The sequence below is a fragment of the Flavobacterium sp. LHD-85 genome (genome assembly GCF_030929595.1).
Lineage (GTDB): Bacteria > Bacteroidota > Bacteroidia > Flavobacteriales > Flavobacteriaceae > Flavobacterium.
In genome coordinates this window covers 211,795-231,338 of record NZ_JAVFVR010000010.1, presented here as the reverse complement: position 1 = coordinate 231,338, position 19,544 = coordinate 211,795, and the positions used below count along the sequence as shown (strand labels likewise).

General features: G+C 34.4%; 17 protein-coding genes. 9 read left to right on the top strand and 8 right to left on the bottom strand.

Annotation, left to right across the window (positions count from 1 at the left end; genetic code table 11):
• Positions 1 to 4: 4 nt before the first annotated feature.
• Complete coding sequence (locus RB618_RS17290) at positions 5 to 3,397, bottom strand: SusC/RagA family TonB-linked outer membrane protein (RefSeq protein ID WP_308069886.1); 3,393 nt, start codon at positions 3,395 to 3,397, stop codon at positions 5 to 7.
• A 432-nt stretch (positions 3,398 to 3,829) separates the two neighbouring features.
• Between RB618_RS17290 and RB618_RS17285 the strand changes: the two genes are divergently transcribed.
• From RB618_RS17285 to RB618_RS17245, 9 genes are all read left to right on the top strand, one after another.
• Positions 3,830 to 5,593, top strand: coding sequence for an FAD-dependent oxidoreductase (locus RB618_RS17285; RefSeq protein ID WP_308069885.1), 1,764 nt, complete (start codon positions 3,830 to 3,832; stop codon positions 5,591 to 5,593).
• A 6-nt stretch (positions 5,594 to 5,599) separates the two neighbouring features.
• Positions 5,600 to 6,781 carry a histidine kinase gene (locus RB618_RS17280; RefSeq protein WP_308069884.1) on the top strand — a complete coding sequence of 394 codons (1,182 nt, stop codon included), beginning with the start codon at positions 5,600 to 5,602 and terminating at the stop codon, positions 6,779 to 6,781.
• Positions 6,782 to 6,786: 5 nt separating this feature from the next.
• On the top strand, positions 6,787 to 7,437 hold the full coding sequence (locus RB618_RS17275) for a response regulator transcription factor (RefSeq protein WP_308069883.1): 651 nt from the start codon (positions 6,787 to 6,789) through the stop codon (positions 7,435 to 7,437).
• A gap of 132 nt (positions 7,438 to 7,569) precedes the next feature.
• Positions 7,570 to 8,112 carry a hypothetical protein gene (locus RB618_RS17270; protein ID WP_308069882.1) on the top strand — a complete coding sequence of 181 codons (543 nt, stop codon included), beginning with the start codon at positions 7,570 to 7,572 and terminating at the stop codon, positions 8,110 to 8,112.
• Between the two features lie 49 nt (positions 8,113 to 8,161).
• The gene (locus RB618_RS17265) at positions 8,162 to 8,608 is read left to right on the top strand and encodes a hypothetical protein (RefSeq protein WP_308069881.1); all 447 of its coding nucleotides are present in this window, start codon (positions 8,162 to 8,164) and stop codon (positions 8,606 to 8,608) included.
• A 6-nt stretch (positions 8,609 to 8,614) separates the two neighbouring features.
• Positions 8,615 to 9,271 carry a hypothetical protein gene (locus RB618_RS17260; RefSeq protein WP_308069880.1) on the top strand — a complete coding sequence of 219 codons (657 nt, stop codon included), beginning with the start codon at positions 8,615 to 8,617 and terminating at the stop codon, positions 9,269 to 9,271.
• Between the two features lie 37 nt (positions 9,272 to 9,308).
• Positions 9,309 to 9,635 (top strand): hypothetical protein, encoded by a 327-nt coding sequence (locus RB618_RS17255; RefSeq protein ID WP_308069879.1) that lies wholly within the window; start codon positions 9,309 to 9,311, stop codon positions 9,633 to 9,635.
• A gap of 10 nt (positions 9,636 to 9,645) precedes the next feature.
• The gene (locus tag RB618_RS17250; protein ID WP_308069878.1) at positions 9,646 to 10,605 is read left to right on the top strand and encodes a hypothetical protein; all 960 of its coding nucleotides are present in this window, start codon (positions 9,646 to 9,648) and stop codon (positions 10,603 to 10,605) included.
• A gap of 27 nt (positions 10,606 to 10,632) precedes the next feature.
• Positions 10,633 to 11,289, top strand: coding sequence for a hypothetical protein (locus RB618_RS17245; protein ID WP_308069877.1), 657 nt, complete (start codon positions 10,633 to 10,635; stop codon positions 11,287 to 11,289).
• Positions 11,290 to 11,406: 117 nt separating this feature from the next.
• Here RB618_RS17245 and RB618_RS17240 read toward each other — a convergent pair whose 3' ends face one another.
• The 7 genes from RB618_RS17240 to RB618_RS17210 all read right to left on the bottom strand — a co-directional run bounded on the left by RB618_RS17240 (position 11,407) and on the right by RB618_RS17210 (position 19,502).
• On the bottom strand, positions 11,407 to 11,865 hold the full coding sequence (locus RB618_RS17240; RefSeq protein ID WP_308069876.1) for an RNA methyltransferase: 459 nt from the start codon (positions 11,863 to 11,865) through the stop codon (positions 11,407 to 11,409).
• 187 nt (positions 11,866 to 12,052) lie between these two features.
• A complete protein-coding gene (locus RB618_RS17235) occupies positions 12,053 to 13,171 on the bottom strand; it encodes a hypothetical protein (protein ID WP_308069875.1) in 1,119 nt (372 codons plus the stop codon).
• Positions 13,172 to 13,356: 185 nt separating this feature from the next.
• Complete coding sequence (locus RB618_RS17230; RefSeq protein ID WP_308069874.1) at positions 13,357 to 15,840, bottom strand: DUF4157 domain-containing protein; 2,484 nt, start codon at positions 15,838 to 15,840, stop codon at positions 13,357 to 13,359.
• A gap of 3 nt (positions 15,841 to 15,843) precedes the next feature.
• Positions 15,844 to 16,608 carry a GH-E family nuclease gene (locus tag RB618_RS17225; RefSeq protein ID WP_308069873.1) on the bottom strand — a complete coding sequence of 255 codons (765 nt, stop codon included), beginning with the start codon at positions 16,606 to 16,608 and terminating at the stop codon, positions 15,844 to 15,846.
• Positions 16,609 to 16,639: 31 nt separating this feature from the next.
• Complete coding sequence (locus tag RB618_RS17220) at positions 16,640 to 17,215, bottom strand: hypothetical protein (RefSeq protein WP_308069872.1); 576 nt, start codon at positions 17,213 to 17,215, stop codon at positions 16,640 to 16,642.
• 6 nt (positions 17,216 to 17,221) lie between these two features.
• Positions 17,222 to 18,589, bottom strand: coding sequence for an ATP-binding protein (locus RB618_RS17215; protein WP_308069871.1), 1,368 nt, complete (start codon positions 18,587 to 18,589; stop codon positions 17,222 to 17,224).
• Complete coding sequence (locus RB618_RS17210) at positions 18,579 to 19,502, bottom strand: hypothetical protein (RefSeq protein WP_308069870.1); 924 nt, start codon at positions 19,500 to 19,502, stop codon at positions 18,579 to 18,581. Before RB618_RS17210 ends, RB618_RS17215 begins: the two co-directional genes overlap by 11 nt.
• Between the last annotated feature and the right edge of the window lie 42 nt (positions 19,503 to 19,544).

The window sequence follows — 19,544 nt, the reverse complement described above, 5'->3', positions numbered from 1 at the left end:
AATTTTAAAGTTGGAAATTAAAACCTAAATTAAACTGTCTCGTAGCCAGTCCGCCTGTTTCTGGATCTCCATAATATTTCCATTCTTTAGAAGCAGCCCATGTTGCAACATTCTGAACTGAAGCGTAGATTTTTATACTTTTAATATGCACTTTATCCATAAGATCTCTAGGAAGGGTATAAGCTAACGAGATATTGTCTAGACGAATAAAACTTCTATCATACAATCTTCCTGGTGCAACTGGAGTTCCTGCAGGTCCCTTTGCATCAAGACGTGCCCATTCATTTGTTGGGTTGTCAAGTGTCCAATACGGATTCAGATATGGATTAAAGTTGAATTTATACAAACTAGAATCGTTGAAGGTGTTCATATAATTGGAATCAAGAGATTTGCCTCCCATATTTGCATACATACTAATGCCTAAATCCCAATTTTTATAAATTTTGAAATCGTTACGTAGCATCCATTGCACTGGAGGATTTGAATTTCCTAAAAACTGTTTGTCTTTTTCATTATAAACGGCTTTTTTATAAGGATTTCCATCTGCATCTACTGCATCTACATCATCTGCTGTATAGCTGTTCGCTACTTTTGGATCTCCAGGACGCTGTCCGTATTTTTGAGCCTCTTTCCATTCCTCTTTCTGCCAAATTCCGGTTACTTTATAATCCCAGATTTGAGTAATTGGTCTTCCTATAAACCATCCATTAGCTGAGTCATCTCCTTCTTTTTTTCCAACAACATTACCGCTTGCATCCTTAATATCTACCATATTGCCATACAATGACACAATCTTATTCTCGTTATAAGAGATTCCGAATGAAGTGCGCCATTCAAAATTTGGCCTTTTCATGTTAAGAGTGTTAAGGCTTAATTCTATACCTTGATTTTGCACCTCCCCAAGGTTAGTGGCAATTGTTGAAAACCCTGTAAAACCAGGTAAAGATTGGCTCATAATCATGTCATGGGTAGATGATTTGTAGGCGTCAATAGTAGCAGTAATACGATCATGCAAGAAACCTAAATCAAGACCAATGTTTGTTGATGTTGTTTTTTCCCATTCCAAATTAGGATTTGCCATACGATCAAGAGATAAATATTTTATTTCAAGCGCTTTTCCTGACGCGTCTAGATACCCCATTGTTCCTGTATTTACCAAGTTTGCTAAAGAAACGTACGGATCTACAAGAGTTCTATTTCCATTTTGCCCCCAAGACAAACGTAGTTTACCGGTGCTCATCGCTTCCCAATTAAACCATTTCTCATTTTTAAAGTTCCATGCAACTCCAAAGGATGGGAAAACAGCATAAGGATTTGAAGCTCCAAATGCAGAGTACCCGTCACGGCGTATAGTAGCTGTAAGCATATAACGATTATCAAACGAGTAGAAAAGTCTAGCCATTAATGCATCAGCTGTTTCATGCGTGTCGTTTGATCTAATAGCACTATTTGCCATTGTTGCCGTATTCACATAGTGAAATCCTAAAGCATCTGAAGGCTGAATATTATATGCATCTGTCTCATCTGACCAATAACGGCGTTCTTCCGCTTCCTGAACAAAAGTGGCAATAATGTGATGTTTTTGAGCAATTGTATAATCCCAAGTTATGGTGTTATTCAAGTTATAATCAAATCTTGTCGAATTATTTCTGTTTACCCCTGTAGTAGCTGCAGGCCAGTTTGGATTCTGAGTAGATCTGAAATAACGGTCGTGAAAAAATTGGTAACGAGGAGCAATATTAAATGTATAAGTAATGCCTGCTGGCAGACTTACTTTAGCATTGAAAATAGTATTCAATGTGGTATATCCTGTCTCTTTTTCAATAAATTGGCGCTCGTAGTAATAGTTATAATTCTGTCCAGAAACATTTTTCCCCATCGGCTGTCTTTCATAGTTTCCATTTGCATCTATAAAAGTTCCAAACGGACTGGTTCTCATCATATTATTAAACCCAGAACGCGTGTCTAAAGAAGGAGTAACATCTCCGTCTGATCGATCTTGGAAATTAACGTTTAGTCCAAGGTCAAGCCAATCTGTAACTTTTGCATCAACTTTCATGTTAGAACGAGCAGATTTATAATCATTTCCTACAATTGCTCCCTCTGAAGTTAAATAGCCAAAAGACATATAATAATTTACTCTATCGCTAGCTCCAGAAATGCTCAAATTATTATCATGATTAATTCCTGTTCTAAACGAGCTGTTACTCCAGTCATGTGTTTTGTTGGCTAGGAAATTTGCCATCAGCGAAGGATCGAAATTTAATCCTAAACGATTTCCCCATACTTCTTTACTGCTTTTTCCTGTTGTTTGAGCAGCAGGCTGATACGCTAGCCATTGCGCTTCTGTAATGCCCCATTTAGCCAAATCGTTTGGATTTGAAAAATAGCCAGGTCTGCCATTTGCTACTGTTCCTGCTATAAAGGCTTCATAATTTCCTGTAGCAGGGTTAACGCCATAAGTTTGAGCAGTTTCCCAATCTTCGCGGTATTTTAAATATCCTTCTGGAGAATACACACTACGATAAGCGCTCTTGTTGCTAATGGTTGTGTTTGTGGTAAAACTTACCATAGGTTTGCCTGTTTTACCCTTTTTGGTTGAGATAAGAATAACTCCTGCAGCCGCTCTCGAACCGTAAACAGATGAGGCCGAAGCATCTTTTAAAATGTCAAGTTGTGCAATATCGTCAGGGTTAATTTCTGAAAGCTCACCATAAAATTGCATTCCGTCAAGAATAATAAGCGGTGCATTGTGAGGCCCACTTTTTTCATCCTTATTTGTACTGGCCGTATAGACTGAAGTCTGCCCGCGAATTTGTATTTTCCCGCCTCCTTTTGCAGAAGGATCATAACCTACTCGTACACCAGGAGTACCCCTTAAGATATCCTGAACGGTCTGCGGATTTTGATTTACTAATCTATCAGGAGAAACCTGAGCAATTGCTCCTGTTAAATCCTTTTTCTTCATTTTACCGTATCCAACAACCACGACTTCTTCTAACGAAGCTGTTGCTCTTTGCATTTTTACATTTACGGTAGTTTTTCCTTTTACGGAAAGTTCAGTATTGGTATAACCCATAAAAGAGAATACCAATACGGCGTTTTCATTTTCTACTTTTAAAGAAAATTTTCCATCAAAATCTGTTAAGGCAGCATTTTTACTTCCTTTTTCCAAAATGGTCACACCTGGGAGCGGCATACCATTTTCATCATTGACCTGTCCGGTAATGCTTTTTTGCTGTTGTACATTTTGCGATTTTGCCACGCCTTTGGAACTAAGAGCGTATCCGTGGATTTGGGATAATGAAAACAAGACACAGAATAGCATCAATTTTGTTTTCAAACTAAATCCAGACACACCGTTAGGACCCATTTTAATCCTGTTAAAATTTGTCATTTCGGTTGGTAATTTGGTTAATTGAATAGTTAGTTTTGGAAATTACTTATGACATTGTTTTATGTGGAGGTCTTCAGTAATTTCGTGTGCAAAATTGACTAATAATGATTTTTGGAAGGAGAAATAAAATACGTTTTTGGGTGCAATAATGTCCTGAGAATGTATTTTAATGACTTTTTTAGCGGTAAAAAATATTTTATGTAAAAAAAGTATTAAAAAAATAAGAATAAGATGTTTTATTGGCAATGAAGTTTAGAAGGTGCTGTTCTTAGAGTTACAGTATTGTGTAAAAAGTTCTTGCTAGTTCTTTTGAATCATTTGAGGCATTATAATCAGGTGTTTTTACGTGGCTGTATCTTATTTTATTGAAATACATTTACTTGAATAATGATTTTTGGTGATTCATGCCTAAAATCATAGAAAACGCCCCAAATGAACGAAAATGAAAAACACGTAATTATTATTGGCGGTGGAGTTGCAGGAATGAGTGCCGCTCATGAACTTGTTGAGCGCGGATTTAAAGTAACTGTATTTGAGCGCCAAGAAACACTATGTGGTGGAAAAGCCAGAAGTATTCCGATAAAGGGAACAGCAACATCTCCAAGTAAAGAATTACCAGGCGAACATGGTTTTCGTTTTTTTCCTGGTTTTTATAAGCATATCATTGATACAATGAAGCGCATACCTTTTAAGGGAGATTTAAACGAAAAGTGTGTTGCAGATAATTTAGTTGACTGTCCAAATATGATGATGGCAAGAGCGAATACGATTCCTATTGTTTTGCCAAGCCATCTACCACGTTCTATCAAAGGACTTAAAGATTTACTTGAAAAAATCAAAATTTTTGATACCGGATTAAGCAAGGAAGAAAAAAACTTAATAGTTCTAAAATTATGGCAGTTACTGACAAGCTGTAAGGATAGACGATTTAATGAATATGAACGTACAGGATGGTGGGAATTTACCGAAGCAGCAGTACATAGCGAAGCTTACAGAACTGTATTTGTAGACGGCCTTACTAGAACTTTAGTTGCAGCAAAAGCTGAAACCTGCAACACTAAAACCAATGGAGATATTTTAGTGCAATTAATGTTCAACATGGTTGATCCAACAAGGCATACCGATAGGATTTTGTCGGGCCCAACAAACGAGAAATGGCTTACACCTTGGCTAGATTACTTAAAATTAAAAAATGTTGATTTTAACTTTGCTTGTGAAGCAGTAGATTTTGAGGTTAAAGAAAGAAAAATAACGTCTGTTAAAATCAAAAAAGATGGTTTGGTATCCACTCATGAAGCAGACTATTTTATATGTGCAGTCCCAGTTGAAAGAGCGGCGCCAATTTTGAATAGGCAACATTTATTAGAATTAGATCCAAATTTAAAATTTACCGATACACTTAAAAAATCTGTTGTTTGGATGAACGGAATACAGTTTTATTTAAGAGAGGATGTGAAAATTGTGGATGGACATATAATTTTATCAGATAGTCCTTGGTCGTTAACGGCAATCTCACAAGCACAATTTTGGAATGTGAATCTTTCTGATTATGGTGATGGCTATGTTAAAGGAATAATATCTGTAGATGTAAGTAATTGGGAAAGAAAAGGAGTCCTAGTTGATAAACCTGCACATAATTGTACAAGATGGGAAGTGATTCTCGAAGTTTGGCATCAGCTTAAAATCTCTTTTAATACGCCAGAGGTTATACTAGCAGATGAAAACATGTTTATGGCTTTTATTGATGATTCAATAATATTTAGTGAAGATCTTTTTAATAGTGAAAAGAGAAAATCTAATACTATTATGAATATGCCGGCCCCATATGGCAAGAATTCAGTGCATGAAAATGAAGAACCATTGCTGGTTAACGAAATTAATACTTGGTCAATACGCAATGATTCTCGTACCTCAATTTCTAATCTTTTCTTGGCTTCAGATTATGTTAGATCATTTACTGATTTGGCTACTATGGAAGGAGCTAATGAGGCCGCACGCAGAGCTACAAACAATATTATAGATGTTAGCGGAAGTAAAGCTAAGTATTGTGAAATATGGGATATTCATGAACCTAAATGGTTGCTTTTTTCAAAATACCTCGATAAAAGAAGGTATAAAAAAGGATTATCCTGGAAGTCTCATGAAATATGGTGGGTAAAATTGCTAAACTATATTATTTATTTGTTTAAAAAATAAATAGAGATGCTAAAAAAACTAACATTATATTTTATTCCCTTAGAGAAGCAAGAATTGCCGGAAGTACTACTTAAGTATAAGCTTGTAGTAAACATAATCTTGATTACCTTTTTGTTTGACCTTGATTATGCATTCATTACGGTAACTATTAAAATGAACGAAGGAACGCTTAGTTTAATTACTGCTGCAATACTGCATTTGTTATTACTTTTTGCTGTAAAAAAGAATTTACCACTTTTATTTATTATCAACTTTTATGTCTTTATAGGGGTATCAGCCGTTTTTATTTCCATTTATTTTTCTGGCGGACTAATCTCTCCAGTTTTGCCTTGGCTCGCAACATCACCAGTAGTTGCCTTGTTAATGAATGGAAGAAAAACAGGAGTAATTTGGCTTTTGATTAATACAGTTATTGCATTATATTTTGGAATTTCAGACAAATTAGGTTATTCGTTTCCATTACATTATGATTTAAGTTGGAAAAATTCACTAGCTATAAATTGTTTAGTTGGATTAATTCTAATTGTGTTTTTTGTGTCATATGTATTTGAAACAGGAAAGAATTCTGCATTTAAAAAACTGGCAGAAAACAGTATTCTTCTTGCCGAAGAAAAACGCAAGAATGCCTTTCATGAAATTTCGCAAGAAATTCATGATGGAGTCGGTCAAACATTGTCGATCATTAAACTTAATCTTCATTTACTTGAAAAGATAAAAGATGAGTCTGGCGGAAAACTTAATGAAACAGTTGAGCTTGTAACAAAAGCTATTGTTGATCTCCGTAATATTTCAAATCATCTTTATAGTGAAAATCTTCATAGCTTCAATCTTGAAAATGCATTGAATGATGATCTCACTTTAATTAAAAATATAGGAACACATTCTATATCACTTAATGTTACTGGTAATTCAAGCCTTGAACCTAAAACAGCTTTTACCTTGTATAGGATAGCCAAAGAAGGTTTGAATAATATTCTAAAACATGCAAGTGCTACATCAATAATGATTTCAGTAGATTATTCAAATCAATTTAGCATGATAATACAGGATAATGGTGTCGGGATTTCATATAAAAATGAGCACAATGGGCAAGGTATTACTAGTATGCGTGACCGAATGAATTTGCTTGGCGGACATCTATCGATTGAAAATTCAGGACAAGGAACAATATTAAAATTGATAATATAAAATCAATGGAAACTCATAACCAGAATATCTTTATTGCGCTTGCAGATGATCAGCAACTTTTTTTGAGATCATTAGCAACACTCATTGATGGGTTTTCTGGAAAAAAAGTGATTATGGAAGCATTGAACGGGAAAGATCTCTTCAATCAGCTAGAAGTCACATTGCAATTTCCTCACATTATACTTATTGATGTAAATATGCCTGTTATGAATGGAGAGGAAACGGCGCTTTTATTATCAAAAAAATACCCAGATGTAAAACTAGTCGCCCTTTCTATGAAAGATGATGACCGCACGATTATAAAAATGATAAAGGCTGGATGCTGTTCGTACCTTTTGAAAGACATTCATCCAAACGAATTGGATAAAGCATTAACAGAAATCAATAGCAATGGTTATTATAATAGTGATACTGTTAATAAGAATCTGAGACGATTACTGTGCCATGATGAAAAAGAATTAAAATTAACAACAAACGAACAGTTATTCTTGCATCATGCCTGCAGCGATATGACTTATAAAGAAATTGCTTCAAAAATGTGCCTGTCAGAAAAAACAATTGATGGCTACCGCGAAGCTATCTTTGTTAAATTAAATGTGAAAAGCCGTGTTGGTATGGCTTTAGAAGCGGTTCGTCTACAGCTAATTTCGCTATAATTCAAAAACAGGAATTTTCCCCCTTCCTGACCGGAAATCTCCCCGAGACCATACTTCGTTCCCAATGTACTTTAGCTATGTAATTCTTTGAGCTTGTTTAGCAAAAGAACTAAATAACTAAACTAACATAATATGAAATTGAAGATTACTACAGCAATGCTGATTATTCTTTTTTTTGGGTGTAATCAGAAAGACGAAAAACATGGCATCGAAAAAACGGAAGAGCAGGAACATCTTTATAAAAACGAAGTTGATTCAAGCGCCAGAGTTCAATTAAATGAAAAAACTAAAGCAAGAGAGTTTTTTGATAAAGGTACAATTGATTCAAAAGGCAACACGGCATTAAAACTTATAAAGATCAAGGCTGATCTAATATCTGATTCTTCTACAAATTTTCTACGTGCGGATAATTATTTCGCAGATCAATTTTCATGTGTGGTACAGGGATATAGTTATTATAGGCTCACAAATACACATTCTTCCAAAGAAATTTCTGGTTGCGTAACGAAAAGCTGGCTTTATGAAGGGCATACAGTTTATGATCATGTTCCTTTTACTTTAAAGCCTGGAGGCTGGCAATTATTTGGTTGTTTTTATGTGACGGCAAGTCAGCCTATTAGTTTCAGTATTTGTTCTTTTTTTGGTAAAGAGCAGCAATGTGCTTGTCCAAATTAAGAACTCTTCTTATAAAAAATGGTAAGATTTAATAACTAACACTTAGAATATGAAAGAAACAGCTTCAAATTTATTGAGTGAATATACTTCAGCGATATTCACTTCAGACCCTGTTAAGGTAGGATTTATTTTAAACAAGGTTATTCATAATCCAGATTCGGCTATTCTGGTAGAGCCTGTCAAAAATGAATATTGGATTTTTTATACGGGAGATGCTTCATTTCCTGAGGAGAAACATAATGACATAAAACATTTTCTAGCAGATAAGTCTCAGAAAGAAAATTTGCCAACAAGCAACAATTTGGTTTCTAATAGTGGTCAATGGTTGTCAGAGATGGTTAAAATAGTGCCTGGTGAGTTATTCGTTCCTACTATTTGCGCAGCAATAAATAAGATAAAGAATAAAAGAAGTATAAGAATAGCTGTAGAACAAGGGGAAGGTTTTAATCGTAAACTATTCTTTTATTATAAAAAACAAACTGTTTTTAAAAATTAGAAATATATGTGGGAACTTTTAAAAAGTAATAGCAGAACAAATTCACGGAAGCAAAATTTAGAAGATGAAAAAGAAAATAAAGCGTTTAGATTTATTATTTTTTTAGTCATTATCGGGATTGCTGGTATTATATTATTTGTTTGTGGAGGTTGTTCCAATGGGTTAGCTAAAGGAAGAGGAGCGCAAGTATTTTCAATATGTTCTACATTACTTTTTATTGCGGGTGCTGCTTTTGCTTTTACAAGTATGATTGGTTTTCTTTTTGGTATTCCAAGACCTGCGATAATTGCTGAATCTGAAAAATCAAAATCACGTTATATTGGTAATGATAATTTGCTTCAAGTTAGTGATTGGCTAACTAAAATAATTCTTGGACTTGGACTTACTCAACTTCATGAAATCATCCCTCTTCTTAAAAAGACAGCCATATTCATCAGAATGAGCACAAAGCTTGATAATGATGCCTTAATTGTTTTAATTATTCTCTATTACGCATGTTTAGGTTTTCTATTCGGATACTTATGGACAAGATTATATTTCATAAGAATGTTAAGAGCAAGTGATAATGATACTAGTAATATAGAAGAAGGGTCTGCCCAAATAAATACTCATATTACGACAGATATTAAAACTGGGGTAATAACTTCAGAAGAAAAAAAATAATATTAAACCCTTAATAACTAACCTAAAAACCATAAAAATGAAAAAAGTAAAATTTCACTTTAAGTTAATCTCTAAAGGAACTCTTGCAAATGTTTTTTTCTATCCAGAGCAGGAGGAATCTACAATTATCTTGAAATCTGATTCAAAAAGAAAAGAATGGGAAAATGATGAATTTGAACTGCTAATTGAAAATCCGTTCGAATACACCTTAAAAGTTTTTGGAGTAACAGGAACTGAATGGGAAGCTGAGTTAAAAATTATTACTCTAGATGGAGAAAAAGCTTTTCTCAAATGGGAAGGTGAAACAGGAGATACAAAACGAAATGTTTCTATAAGAACTAAACCTTTGAAAAATATCGACTAACATTTTTACTATGAAAAAACAACTATTTGTTATCGTGAATTTATTAATTACGTTTTATGGACATGCTCAGTTTAGCGTAATTCAAGATGGAGAAGGAGAAACATCTTTTCAAATCTTTACAGCCAATACATTATTAATAAATGCAGAAAAGGAGTCGATAGGTTTTTCTTTTAGTCCAAAAGAATTTACAAATGTCCAAAAAGGAAAATATTGGACCATAACCTTGTCTGCTAACGCAAAAGAGGGTACTTCTAATTTATTTAAAGGTGGTGAGTTTCAATTTAGCGGTAAATTAGGAGGGAATTTAATATTTGATGCGACCGATTATGGAGGAAGAGACGATGTTAAAGATGTTAATTTCGTATACCACTTTTTAGGTTTTGAAGGTCTGTATTCAAGAAACAATATATTTGACGCATCCAAACCATTTGATGATCAAATTTATGAGCAGACAAATTTGGGGTTCCGACTCAATTATGGATTGAATCTCCAAAATGTTAAATATGAAAATACGATATTTAATTTTTTAGGTGCATTTACAGCTGGAATTTCAGGGTCTTTTGGTTTAAAAGATAATACAGATATTCTTGATGAAATGGAAATCATAACAAGCGAGCAAACTATAACTAGTGGCACTTCAATTCGAACGGTTTCAGAGACATCTACAGTTTATCTTACAGATGAAATAGAGAGAAATCAGATGTTTGCAAGATTAAATTTTGATTTTGGAAAATATATTATCAGTAAAAGATTTTTTTCAAATTTACATATGACTTATGCCTTTGATGAAAATTACAAACCCTCTTTTAACCCAGCTTTAGGTTTATATGTTACAGCAAAAGGAGCTCCTATAGAAGCTATTGTAGGATTGCAAGTTCAAACCAAAGATTGGTCAAATAATCGTAATTCTGAAAAAGACAGATGGGAAAGAACTTCTATTGTTCTTACTGCAGGATTTCCTTTTAACTGATTTATACTTCAATCAAAATTTGTTTAAATGAAAAAAAATATCTTTTTGCTGATTTTGTTTTATACAATTAATCTTTGTGCTCAGAGTTCAACACCCATAAATCTTTACAAAGGAGTATGGAGTACGGTAAATCCAAATAAGACGACAATTTTATGTAATTCCACAGCTTCTAACCGTATTTATAGAATAATCAACGGAACATTGAGTGCTGATAATTTATTTGATGACTATACTATAATAGTTGATGGAATTGAACTGCCAAGAAAATTTATGGAGGGTGGAGGAGTTGTTGTAGAAGGTAAACGGGTTGAATTAAGACAAAACGGTGTAAGTATGGTATCGGTTGGAGTATGGGAAATCATTCAGAGTCCAGCCGTCGAAGCCATTACATCTACATGGGCAGCGAAGCCCGAGCTCAATAAAGAATTTTTAGTTGCTGATTTAAAAGTAGCTCAAGAATTTCAGTTTTCAGTAAATTCTGAATCTCTCGGATGCAAGCAAAATTTTATAGAAGTGGCTATTGATGGAAATATTGTTAAAGATAGCAGTGGAAGGCCTGTTAATTTTGCAACTTCTAGTTCATTTCTAGGTGAAGGAAAACGAATAACTATTAAAGCTTCAGGAGTATGTTCTGGCAACAACAGTTTTGTGTCTGGGTCGCTTTTACTTAAAAAAATGTACTAATAAGGTTTAGTTTATTATTTTAAAAATAATCAAATTTAAATATCGCAATGATAAATGGCATAGCGTTTAAAATGGATATTTTATTTGTAAGCCTTTCAATATTTTAAACCTTTTATTTTACGAACGTGGTTTAGACAAATTTCTGTCATACATAACAATAGTTCCTGCCACAGCTACATTCAAACTTTTTTCTGATTTAAATTTTACCAAGTGATGGCATTTTTCCATTACTTTTTTAGATAATCCATGATCTTCTGCACCCAATATGTAAATACAGCGTCTTGGGTGTTCGAAGGTTTCGAGATCAGCAGCTTTTTCAGATAATTCGACACCAACTAATCTTGCTCCTTTTGGTAAATTTTCAAAAAAAGCTTCAAAAGTATCGTAATGAAAATACGGAATTGCTTTTACTGCATCGTGTGTATCACAGGCTTGCTTGGCATATCGGTTTCCTATGGTAAATATAAAAGTAGCGCCTAAGTTTTGAGCCGATCGCCACAAAACACCTAAGTTTTCTGGTGTTTTACCATTTTGTATTCCTATACCAAAGTATTCATTTGTAAAATTATTGCTCATGGGGCAAAAGTACAAACTGTATGTAGATAAATCAATTTTTTTGGTCAAGCAAAAAAACTTTATTACTGAAATTGATTAAGCATGCGTGAAACACTGTATTGAAGTTTTAAATCGTTGAGCAGTTTTGCCTTATTAAGTTGAAAACTGCTCACTGATTTATTCTAAATTGTAACATTTTAATAATATTTTAAAACGCCGAAAACCCCGTTTTTACACTCTGATACATTGGTTTGTGTGTTAAATTATCTACTCTATAAGATTTTCCACCGCTAGGTGTATAGTTATTTGGAATAGTGCCAGTTGTAAAAGAACCCGAGGGTTTTGTCATTCCAAAAGTAGACTCAGATCCTTCTTTAAGGGTCGTTTGATTCAGAAATTGAAATACACAAGCGCCTAAAAAGTTGCCTCGCGGATGTGAATTTTGTATTTGAGAAAGAACCCATTCTGCCTGATTTTGTTCTGTTTTTACAGGCCAGCCTGGATCCTGTTTAATAGGAGTGCCCATTTCTGCGAAGAAAAAAGGAGTATTAGGAAAATAGGATGGAAATGTATTATCTATATAGTTCTTAATGTAAGCACCAATATTCTGTGGATTTGTAGAGGCAATGAATCGGGTGTTCCAAACATTCTCTAAGCCTATGGCTTGAAGCGCAGCACGAAGATTTTGGATAGCAATAATTCCAGGTATATCTTTATTTGTCGGGTCTGCAAATGAAACTGGCGAGGTAATTGGCAGTAAATTTGATGCAGGGATTCCCATACTGGTTTCAATATTGACAAGAATCTGAATCATCTTGGCAACATCAGTAACAGAAAATTCTCCTGCCAGATCAAATTCATTTCCAATTCCCCATATTCCTGCAGCTTGATGAGGAGTAGTTCCAGCATCATAAATTTCAGTTACCATTGCTTTAATATCAGGAATCACATCTTCTTCTCCCTTGTTTAATTTTTTCAAAAAATAATTAGAAATAGGGACAAAAACCTTAATGTTATTGGCTGCACATTCATTTAAAAAAGACATATGCGATCTCTTATATGGCCCTGGTTCCTGACCAGGAAATGGAGGTATATTCCAATCGTATAGATGTAAAAAATTCACTCTAAGATCATTGGCAAAATTAGAAAGATCGCCACGACCGCCATTTTCTTTTCCCCATAGAAGAGGAAAGGTAGAATTGGTAAAATCGGTGTCAAAATACTTTTCCGGAGGATTTAACGCATCATCTGATGGCGCTGGTACATAAGCACTTCCTCGCATAGGAAATAATGCCGAAGCATTTGGAATTCTAGAAATGTCGCTCATTTTTGTAGTTTTTAAAGGTTAATATTTAGAAAATTTGTAATTAAGATTTGTTCACTAACTCTTTTAATAATTAGAATTTTTCTGTTTAATTTCATCTAAACCATTCAATACCATTTTTTAGTTTTTTATTACTAGCTCTTTGCTTTAGCTATAAGATATATTAAAAATCATATTATGTATTCGAATTAATATTCCCCATTTTTGTATGACTTCATTAATTTAGCAGAGCTTTCCTTTTTTGGTTTATTGCCACGATCAGTTATTCTTTTCTCTCTTAACTTTTTTCTCTCTTTTCTATTTTGTGCTTTTTGTTTTCCAGTACGGCTACGTTTAGATTTATTATACCAATCCTGTCTTAAGTCTTTAACAGGTTCTTCACTTTCTTCACTTTCCCAAGAGAGATTAGTTTTTTCGAACCATTTTTTCCAAAAAATATCTGTTTTAGGTTCGCTAATTTTTAATTTGTGTATAACGTTTTGATATGCTGCGTTTATATGTCTATTGCTTAACAGTTCAAAAATTTCCTTTTCAATATTAATCCGTTTGTTAGTATTTGTTTGAGGGTTAGCTTCCTTATAGGCTTTTTTCCAGTTTTTGTCGTTGTAATGTTCTAATTCTTTTTTAGCACGGGTTGCAATATGTAGGTCTTTTTTGGATGCTTTATTGGTAGTGCGATCACTATATTTTATTTTAAATGCTTTTGATGCATGACGAATCTCTACTAGTACAGCATCATTTGCTTCGTTTTGTTGATAGGCAGCACCTTGGTCATTAAGATAAATTACAGTATCTGGTCTAGCGGATGATATTAAATGACGTTCATCAGGATTTGCGATCTGTTCTCTTGTATTGTTTTTTATGACTTGTTCGTCTTCAGGGCTAGTTTTCTTTGATAATAAATTTCTCATATTAGCTACAGCTGATTTCACAAATTCTTTAAATTCGGTAATTAGGTTTTCTCCTCCTTCAAGGTTTGAGTATTTTTCAATTGCATTGTATGCCGTTGTTTTTTGTAGAGCAGCAAGTAATGGATCTTTGTCTGACAATAACTGATCTGTGGCTTCTATCAATTTAGGTGAAAATAATTTAACTTGTTGGCCTAACGTTGATTTGATCCACCCAAAACCGCGACCTTTTACTCTACTAACAACCGATCGAGCGGTGTACCTTGTAACATCGGGACCATCTCCTTCGTTTCGTATGTGTATTTTATTTTTTTCTAATTTGTTTGTATCGTGACCGGCAAGTTGTTTTAATAAATCAAAAGTAGGCTTGTTTTCTTCGTCAGAAGCCTGTTCCGTTAGTGATTTTGCATGTAGTGTATCCATAAACATATATGGAATTTCGCTTAATTTTTGAGCTACAAAAATTCCATAGTTTTTTGGATCTTCGCCGTCAATGGCTTTAAGTTTAGCATCAAGTAGGGTTTTAACTTCTGCTATTTCAGCAGGAAGATCTTCCTTATTATAAGCCATTTTTATAGCTTCTTCTAGTGTGGTCACAATATTTGCTTGAGCGGTTGTGTATTTGCCTTTTATACGGCTGTTTTTTTGCATATGTCCATATTTAGCTTTTCGTGCTCCAAGTCTAGTTACTTCAACATCTTGATTGATAACAAAAGCTTGTCTTAATCCAAAAAAAGTTTGAACAGATTTTAGAATTGATTTCAAGTCTTGAGCACTATTACGCGCTAGTGCTTTTAGCCCTCTTTCAAGTTTAAGCATTACTGTGGTTACCCATTGTTTATTGATTTGTTTTGATTTAGGATTACGTGGAATCAACAAAGGAGGCATGGCTAATTCAATAACAGCTCCCATATCGGTTTCAACCATAAATGGAATTCCAGGATACAGAGGAAATTTTGGGCCAGTAGCAAGATGCATGTGAGATTTTTTTCCAAACTCAGTTTCTTTAGCCTCCGGTGATAATTGTGCGAATTCAAATTCATATCCAGTTGCACTAAATTTTTGAGATTCACGCATACTTTGACCTTGATCCAAGTTTTGTGCTTCATCTTGCAATCGAATATTTTCTGGAACGATTTGAGAAGCTGGAAGGTTTTTTGATCTTTTTAACTCATCATCTGCTATATCATTATCCCAAACAGGTTGAACAACAGATGAAACAGTAGGAGTTAATTTACTTTTCAGGTTAGTCGTTTTAGTATTAATATTTGATTTTTGAAGCGCTTTTGATCCCATAACATCAGCTTCCTTTTCCAAACCTTTATCATCGTTGACATTCACTTTGCCTTTCATCTGTAAAGTAGGTTTTACTCGTCCTTGCTTCTGCTGTACTACGTGCCAAGCTTCGTGAGGTAAATGTTTTTCTTGCCCCGAGGCGATGTGAATATCTGTTCCTTGGGCATAAGCATGCGCATTGAGCTGCGCAGGTTTATCTGAGTTATAATGCACTTTCACATCATCCATAGAATGACCGGAAAGATTTTCTATTCCAGATTTTAGATTATCGGGCAGACCAGTGTTGTTTGTTTTTCTTTGAATAGGAGTAAATGAAGAGGTGATTGCTGTTGAATTTTCAGCAAGTTTTTGTTGTACAACAGAATATTCCCGATTATTTTTTAACTGTATAGCATTGGAACTGCTGCTTGTTTTTGAAGCAGTTTCAAGCGTTTTATCTTCTAGTATTTTTTTGTATTGCTGTATCATTTTCTAAGTTGTTATACCTGCGCCACCAGTACCCGGATCAGGATCGTAGCGAAAATCTTTATAAAAACCTTTATTTTCAGGTTCGTCATCTGGTGTGTGGTATCCAGATTCGTCATCCTCACTATCATAATCGACTTTTTTCTTTTTCTCATATTTATGGCTTTCATTGCATACTTTGCAAAAAGCTCTTAAACGATCCGGATCATTGTGGTCTTCTTTTAATTCTGCATCACTTGCACCTTTAGATTTCAAATCACGTTCACGTTGTGCCCAAGTAGGATAGTGATCTAATGTTAAAGCACGTTGCTCGTGTTTATTTCCTCCTTTACTTGTATAAGCAAATTTGGTTAGCTCCAACTTATGGCTTCCCTTTCTTGTAAAGGCGAGTGGACGTCTGCAGCCAGGACAGGTATAAATTGCGTCAAAATTGCTATTTACATTGGCACGTTGATGGGCAGTATTCTCTATAACATGATCTCTTGTGTCATTTGGTATATGAAATCTTTTTTGTTTTTTAGCTTGTGGCGGAACATAATCGCCACTACCATCGTCGTCACTTTCTGAATCTTGTCTTTTTCTTTTCTTTTGATTCTTTTTTCCATTTAACTGTGTAACCCTCTTATCTGATAATGTGTTCTCTTGCAGTTTTTTCTGTACGACAGAGTATTCCCGATTATCTTTTAACTGAGTCGTGTTACTGTTGTGAGTAGCATTCGCCGCAGCAATAGAGGTTATATTTTCGGATATCTTTTTGTGTTGTTGCGTCATTTTCTTCTTTTTTTTTGAATTATATAACTGCTTATTCTTCCGAGTCTATTTGATCTTTATACGATGTGACTTTTACAGGACCAATGCCACCTAAATAATGGATCGCCGAACAAAAAGGATGATTGTGAACCATAGTTTTTAAATTCTCAAGGTTTTTATCAAAATAGGGGAGTTTTACTTTTCTTCCTGTAATGAGTTTTATCAGATGATCATTTTCTAAAGGATATATTTTAAATAAAGGTTTACGCGCAGCATAAAAAAGACTCTCTTCATCAGCAATAAAAGAAATTTCACCACGGTTTTCTTTTAGTTTTTGAGGATTGTTTTTTAGTAAATGAATAATCTTAGTCTCAATTTTACTCACCATTTCATCTACACTTTTTTCAGTAGTTTGTACAACCAAATAAAGATTTTGGCTCGTAATAAGATATCCGTTTATGAAAAAAAAGATCTTGTCGTCGAAATCATTCAAAGCCATTGCAATGATGGTATTAACATAATTGGAATCGAAATATTTTTTCCAGTTTCCAATTTTAAGCGTCACTTTAAGGCGATGCAATTGAGGCGCAGCAACGGCAACTTTTTTTATGTTTTCGTTCTTTTTCATAATGCGTCAATTCATTTGAGTAACCATGAGTGTTTTGTTCTCTTTTTTAAATTCACGTCTAATGCCTTCCAATAAATCTTGTTTACTCACTATAGTTTCATTCTTCTGAATGGCAACCAAAGCGCAAAACCTCAAAATGTTGATAATGGCACCGCCAGCCAATTCATAATTTTCGGCAATATTTTCGATATCAATATTAGGATCTAGCTGACATTTTCCTGAAAAAGCTTTCTCCCACAATAGCATTCTTTCTTCGGCAGTTGGCATTGTAAAATGAATCATCGATTGAAACCTTCTTGAGAAAGCTTCATCCATATTTTCTTTTAAATTGGATGCGAGAATAACCACTCCTGGGAAATCTTCAATTCTTTGCAGTAAATATCCCGTTTGCTGATTAGCGTGCCGATCGTTTGAAGAAGAAGCATTGGTTCTTTTTCCGAAAAGCGCATCGGCTTCATCAAAAAATAAAATCCAATCTTTGTGTTGCGCAACATCAAATATTTTAGACAGATTTTTTTCTGTTTCTCCGATATATTTTGAAACAATCATAGAAAGATCAACCCTATAGACTTCTCGATTGGTGCTTTTTCCCAACAATGTTGCTGTAAGCGTTTTTCCAGTTCCGGGAGGTCCATAAAAAAGGGTTCGATATCCGGGTTTTATTTTATTTTCAAGACCCCATTCTTTCATAAGGGTTTCACCATGATTAAGCCAAGCATTAATCTCCATGACCTGATTCATAACATGTTCTTCGAGAACCAAATCGTCCCAGTTTAAATTGGTCGAAATTTGCTGAGCTGGAAACGAAACGCTATGTTCAAGTTTTGGCAGAGTGCCCGTTATGAAAAAGTTTAGCCAGCGCTCGTTAATCGATAGAATCTGATTCAGAATAGGAACATTAGATTCGGTACTTTCTAGAACCATAACCTGTTCTTTGGCAAGAATATTTGATGTGTTTAGAATATGAAGCAATTCAATTCTTAATTCAGGATTGACAGCCGTAATCAAAAAAGAGAGCGTTTGACCTGTCGGTAAAAAACCGCTGTGATTTTTATTGACAACACCTCCAAATTCAGTAAAACCACGATCGTACATAGCATTTTTGCTAAAGAAAATATCAAGAATTTCAGGTTTAATTTGTGGCGCTAGAATTAAAGCTAGACATAGCCGTTCGTAAAGATTCAAGTTCCATTCAGCTATTTTTTTGTAGTAAATACTGTCTTCGGTATCGTCATCAGCTTCGGGCAACGGAATATCCTGCCATCGGTTTTCATGGCCTTCTTGAAGCAGATAACTGCAGATAACCTGATCGATTACCTTCTGCAGCCAATCCATTTCATTATACAAAACCATGATATTGGAATTAGTTTCCATAAGCCCCAAATAGTTTTTCTACATCGTCCAGATTAGCATCAGCCCATTTAAAGTATAATAAAGCTGTATTAGGATTTAACTCATTGGATTGTAACATATCCAGATAAAACCCCTGTGCGTTTTGCATAAGCATCTGAGTGTTATAATCAATATCATTATGAAAATTCGAATCAAAAAAAGAATCTGTCCAAGCGCTTGTATTGTTTTCTCTGGTGATAAAATCACTAATGAAATAGGATAGTTTTTCGTCTTGAACGACTAATTTTTTAGCTTTAAAATAAGCGGGCTTTCTTTTGGTTTCTCTATGGTAATATTCAATATCTTTTGACTGGATTGTTTTGGTTTTATGATGTCCAAATATATCTGTCAAACCAAAGTTTTCTGCTTCACAAGCCAGTTCCAGTTCTGCATTTGGTTCGCCAGCTGTGGCCAGAGTAGTGTTTTTGGCCGTAGCACTTTCGGTTACTACGTAGAGTTCTCTGAAGGAATATAAGGTCTGCGTTAATTTTATAATGAGCTGATGCTGGATTTCGTTCCAATTATTAATTTTTACAGATTCGGGCTCTTCGGCTTTAAAAATGAAGCTTCCTTTATGGGCAAAAGCCAAAATCAGCTTGCTGAATTCAAAATCGCCTTCAATAGAACCATGTGCGAGCGAGCGTCCAGAATAAGGTTTTGAAATGCCATCGCTAAAATTCCAATTGGCATCATTTAAGGCAATTACACTGCTAATATCAGCATCGTGATGTGATATAATGCCATTGCGATAAATGTTTCCCAGAAGAATGATTTCGCCATTTTTAATCTGGAAATAATCACCAGGGAAAAGACTTTTATTCAACGGTTTTGTTGGCAAAAATCCTCCTGTTTTTAGATAAAACTGTCTGTAGAAATTCTTATTAGTATGATCCATAACCTTAAAAAATTAGGATTAAAGTCCACTGAATGCATATGC

Excerpts from the sequence above, each read along its gene's own strand:
- RB618_RS17260 (WP_308069880.1), top strand. The coding sequence starts at position 8,615 with ATGTGGGAACTTTTAAAAAGTAATAGCAGAACAAATTCACGGAAGCAA.
- RB618_RS17245 (WP_308069877.1), top strand. The coding sequence starts at position 10,633 with ATGAAAAAAAATATCTTTTTGCTGATTTTGTTTTATACAATTAATCTT.
- RB618_RS17255 (WP_308069879.1), top strand. The coding sequence starts at position 9,309 with ATGAAAAAAGTAAAATTTCACTTTAAGTTAATCTCTAAAGGAACTCTT.
- RB618_RS17240 (WP_308069876.1), bottom strand. The coding sequence starts at position 11,865 with ATGAGCAATAATTTTACAAATGAATACTTTGGTATAGGAATACAAAAT.
- RB618_RS17250 (WP_308069878.1), top strand. The coding sequence starts at position 9,646 with ATGAAAAAACAACTATTTGTTATCGTGAATTTATTAATTACGTTTTAT.
- RB618_RS17225 (WP_308069873.1), bottom strand. The coding sequence starts at position 16,608 with ATGACGCAACAACACAAAAAGATATCCGAAAATATAACCTCTATTGCT.
- RB618_RS17235 (WP_308069875.1), bottom strand. The coding sequence starts at position 13,171 with ATGAGCGACATTTCTAGAATTCCAAATGCTTCGGCATTATTTCCTATG.
- RB618_RS17230 (WP_308069874.1), bottom strand. The coding sequence starts at position 15,840 with ATGATACAGCAATACAAAAAAATACTAGAAGATAAAACGCTTGAAACT.
- RB618_RS17220 (WP_308069872.1), bottom strand. The coding sequence starts at position 17,215 with ATGAAAAAGAACGAAAACATAAAAAAAGTTGCCGTTGCTGCGCCTCAA.
- RB618_RS17285 (WP_308069885.1), top strand. The coding sequence starts at position 3,830 with ATGAACGAAAATGAAAAACACGTAATTATTATTGGCGGTGGAGTTGCA.
- RB618_RS17280 (WP_308069884.1), top strand. The coding sequence starts at position 5,600 with ATGCTAAAAAAACTAACATTATATTTTATTCCCTTAGAGAAGCAAGAA.
- RB618_RS17215 (WP_308069871.1), bottom strand. The coding sequence starts at position 18,589 with ATGGAAACTAATTCCAATATCATGGTTTTGTATAATGAAATGGATTGG.
- RB618_RS17210 (WP_308069870.1), bottom strand. The coding sequence starts at position 19,502 with ATGGATCATACTAATAAGAATTTCTACAGACAGTTTTATCTAAAAACA.
- RB618_RS17290 (WP_308069886.1), bottom strand. The coding sequence starts at position 3,397 with ATGACAAATTTTAACAGGATTAAAATGGGTCCTAACGGTGTGTCTGGA.
- RB618_RS17275 (WP_308069883.1), top strand. The coding sequence starts at position 6,787 with ATGGAAACTCATAACCAGAATATCTTTATTGCGCTTGCAGATGATCAG.
- RB618_RS17265 (WP_308069881.1), top strand. The coding sequence starts at position 8,162 with ATGAAAGAAACAGCTTCAAATTTATTGAGTGAATATACTTCAGCGATA.
- RB618_RS17270 (WP_308069882.1), top strand. The coding sequence starts at position 7,570 with ATGAAATTGAAGATTACTACAGCAATGCTGATTATTCTTTTTTTTGGG.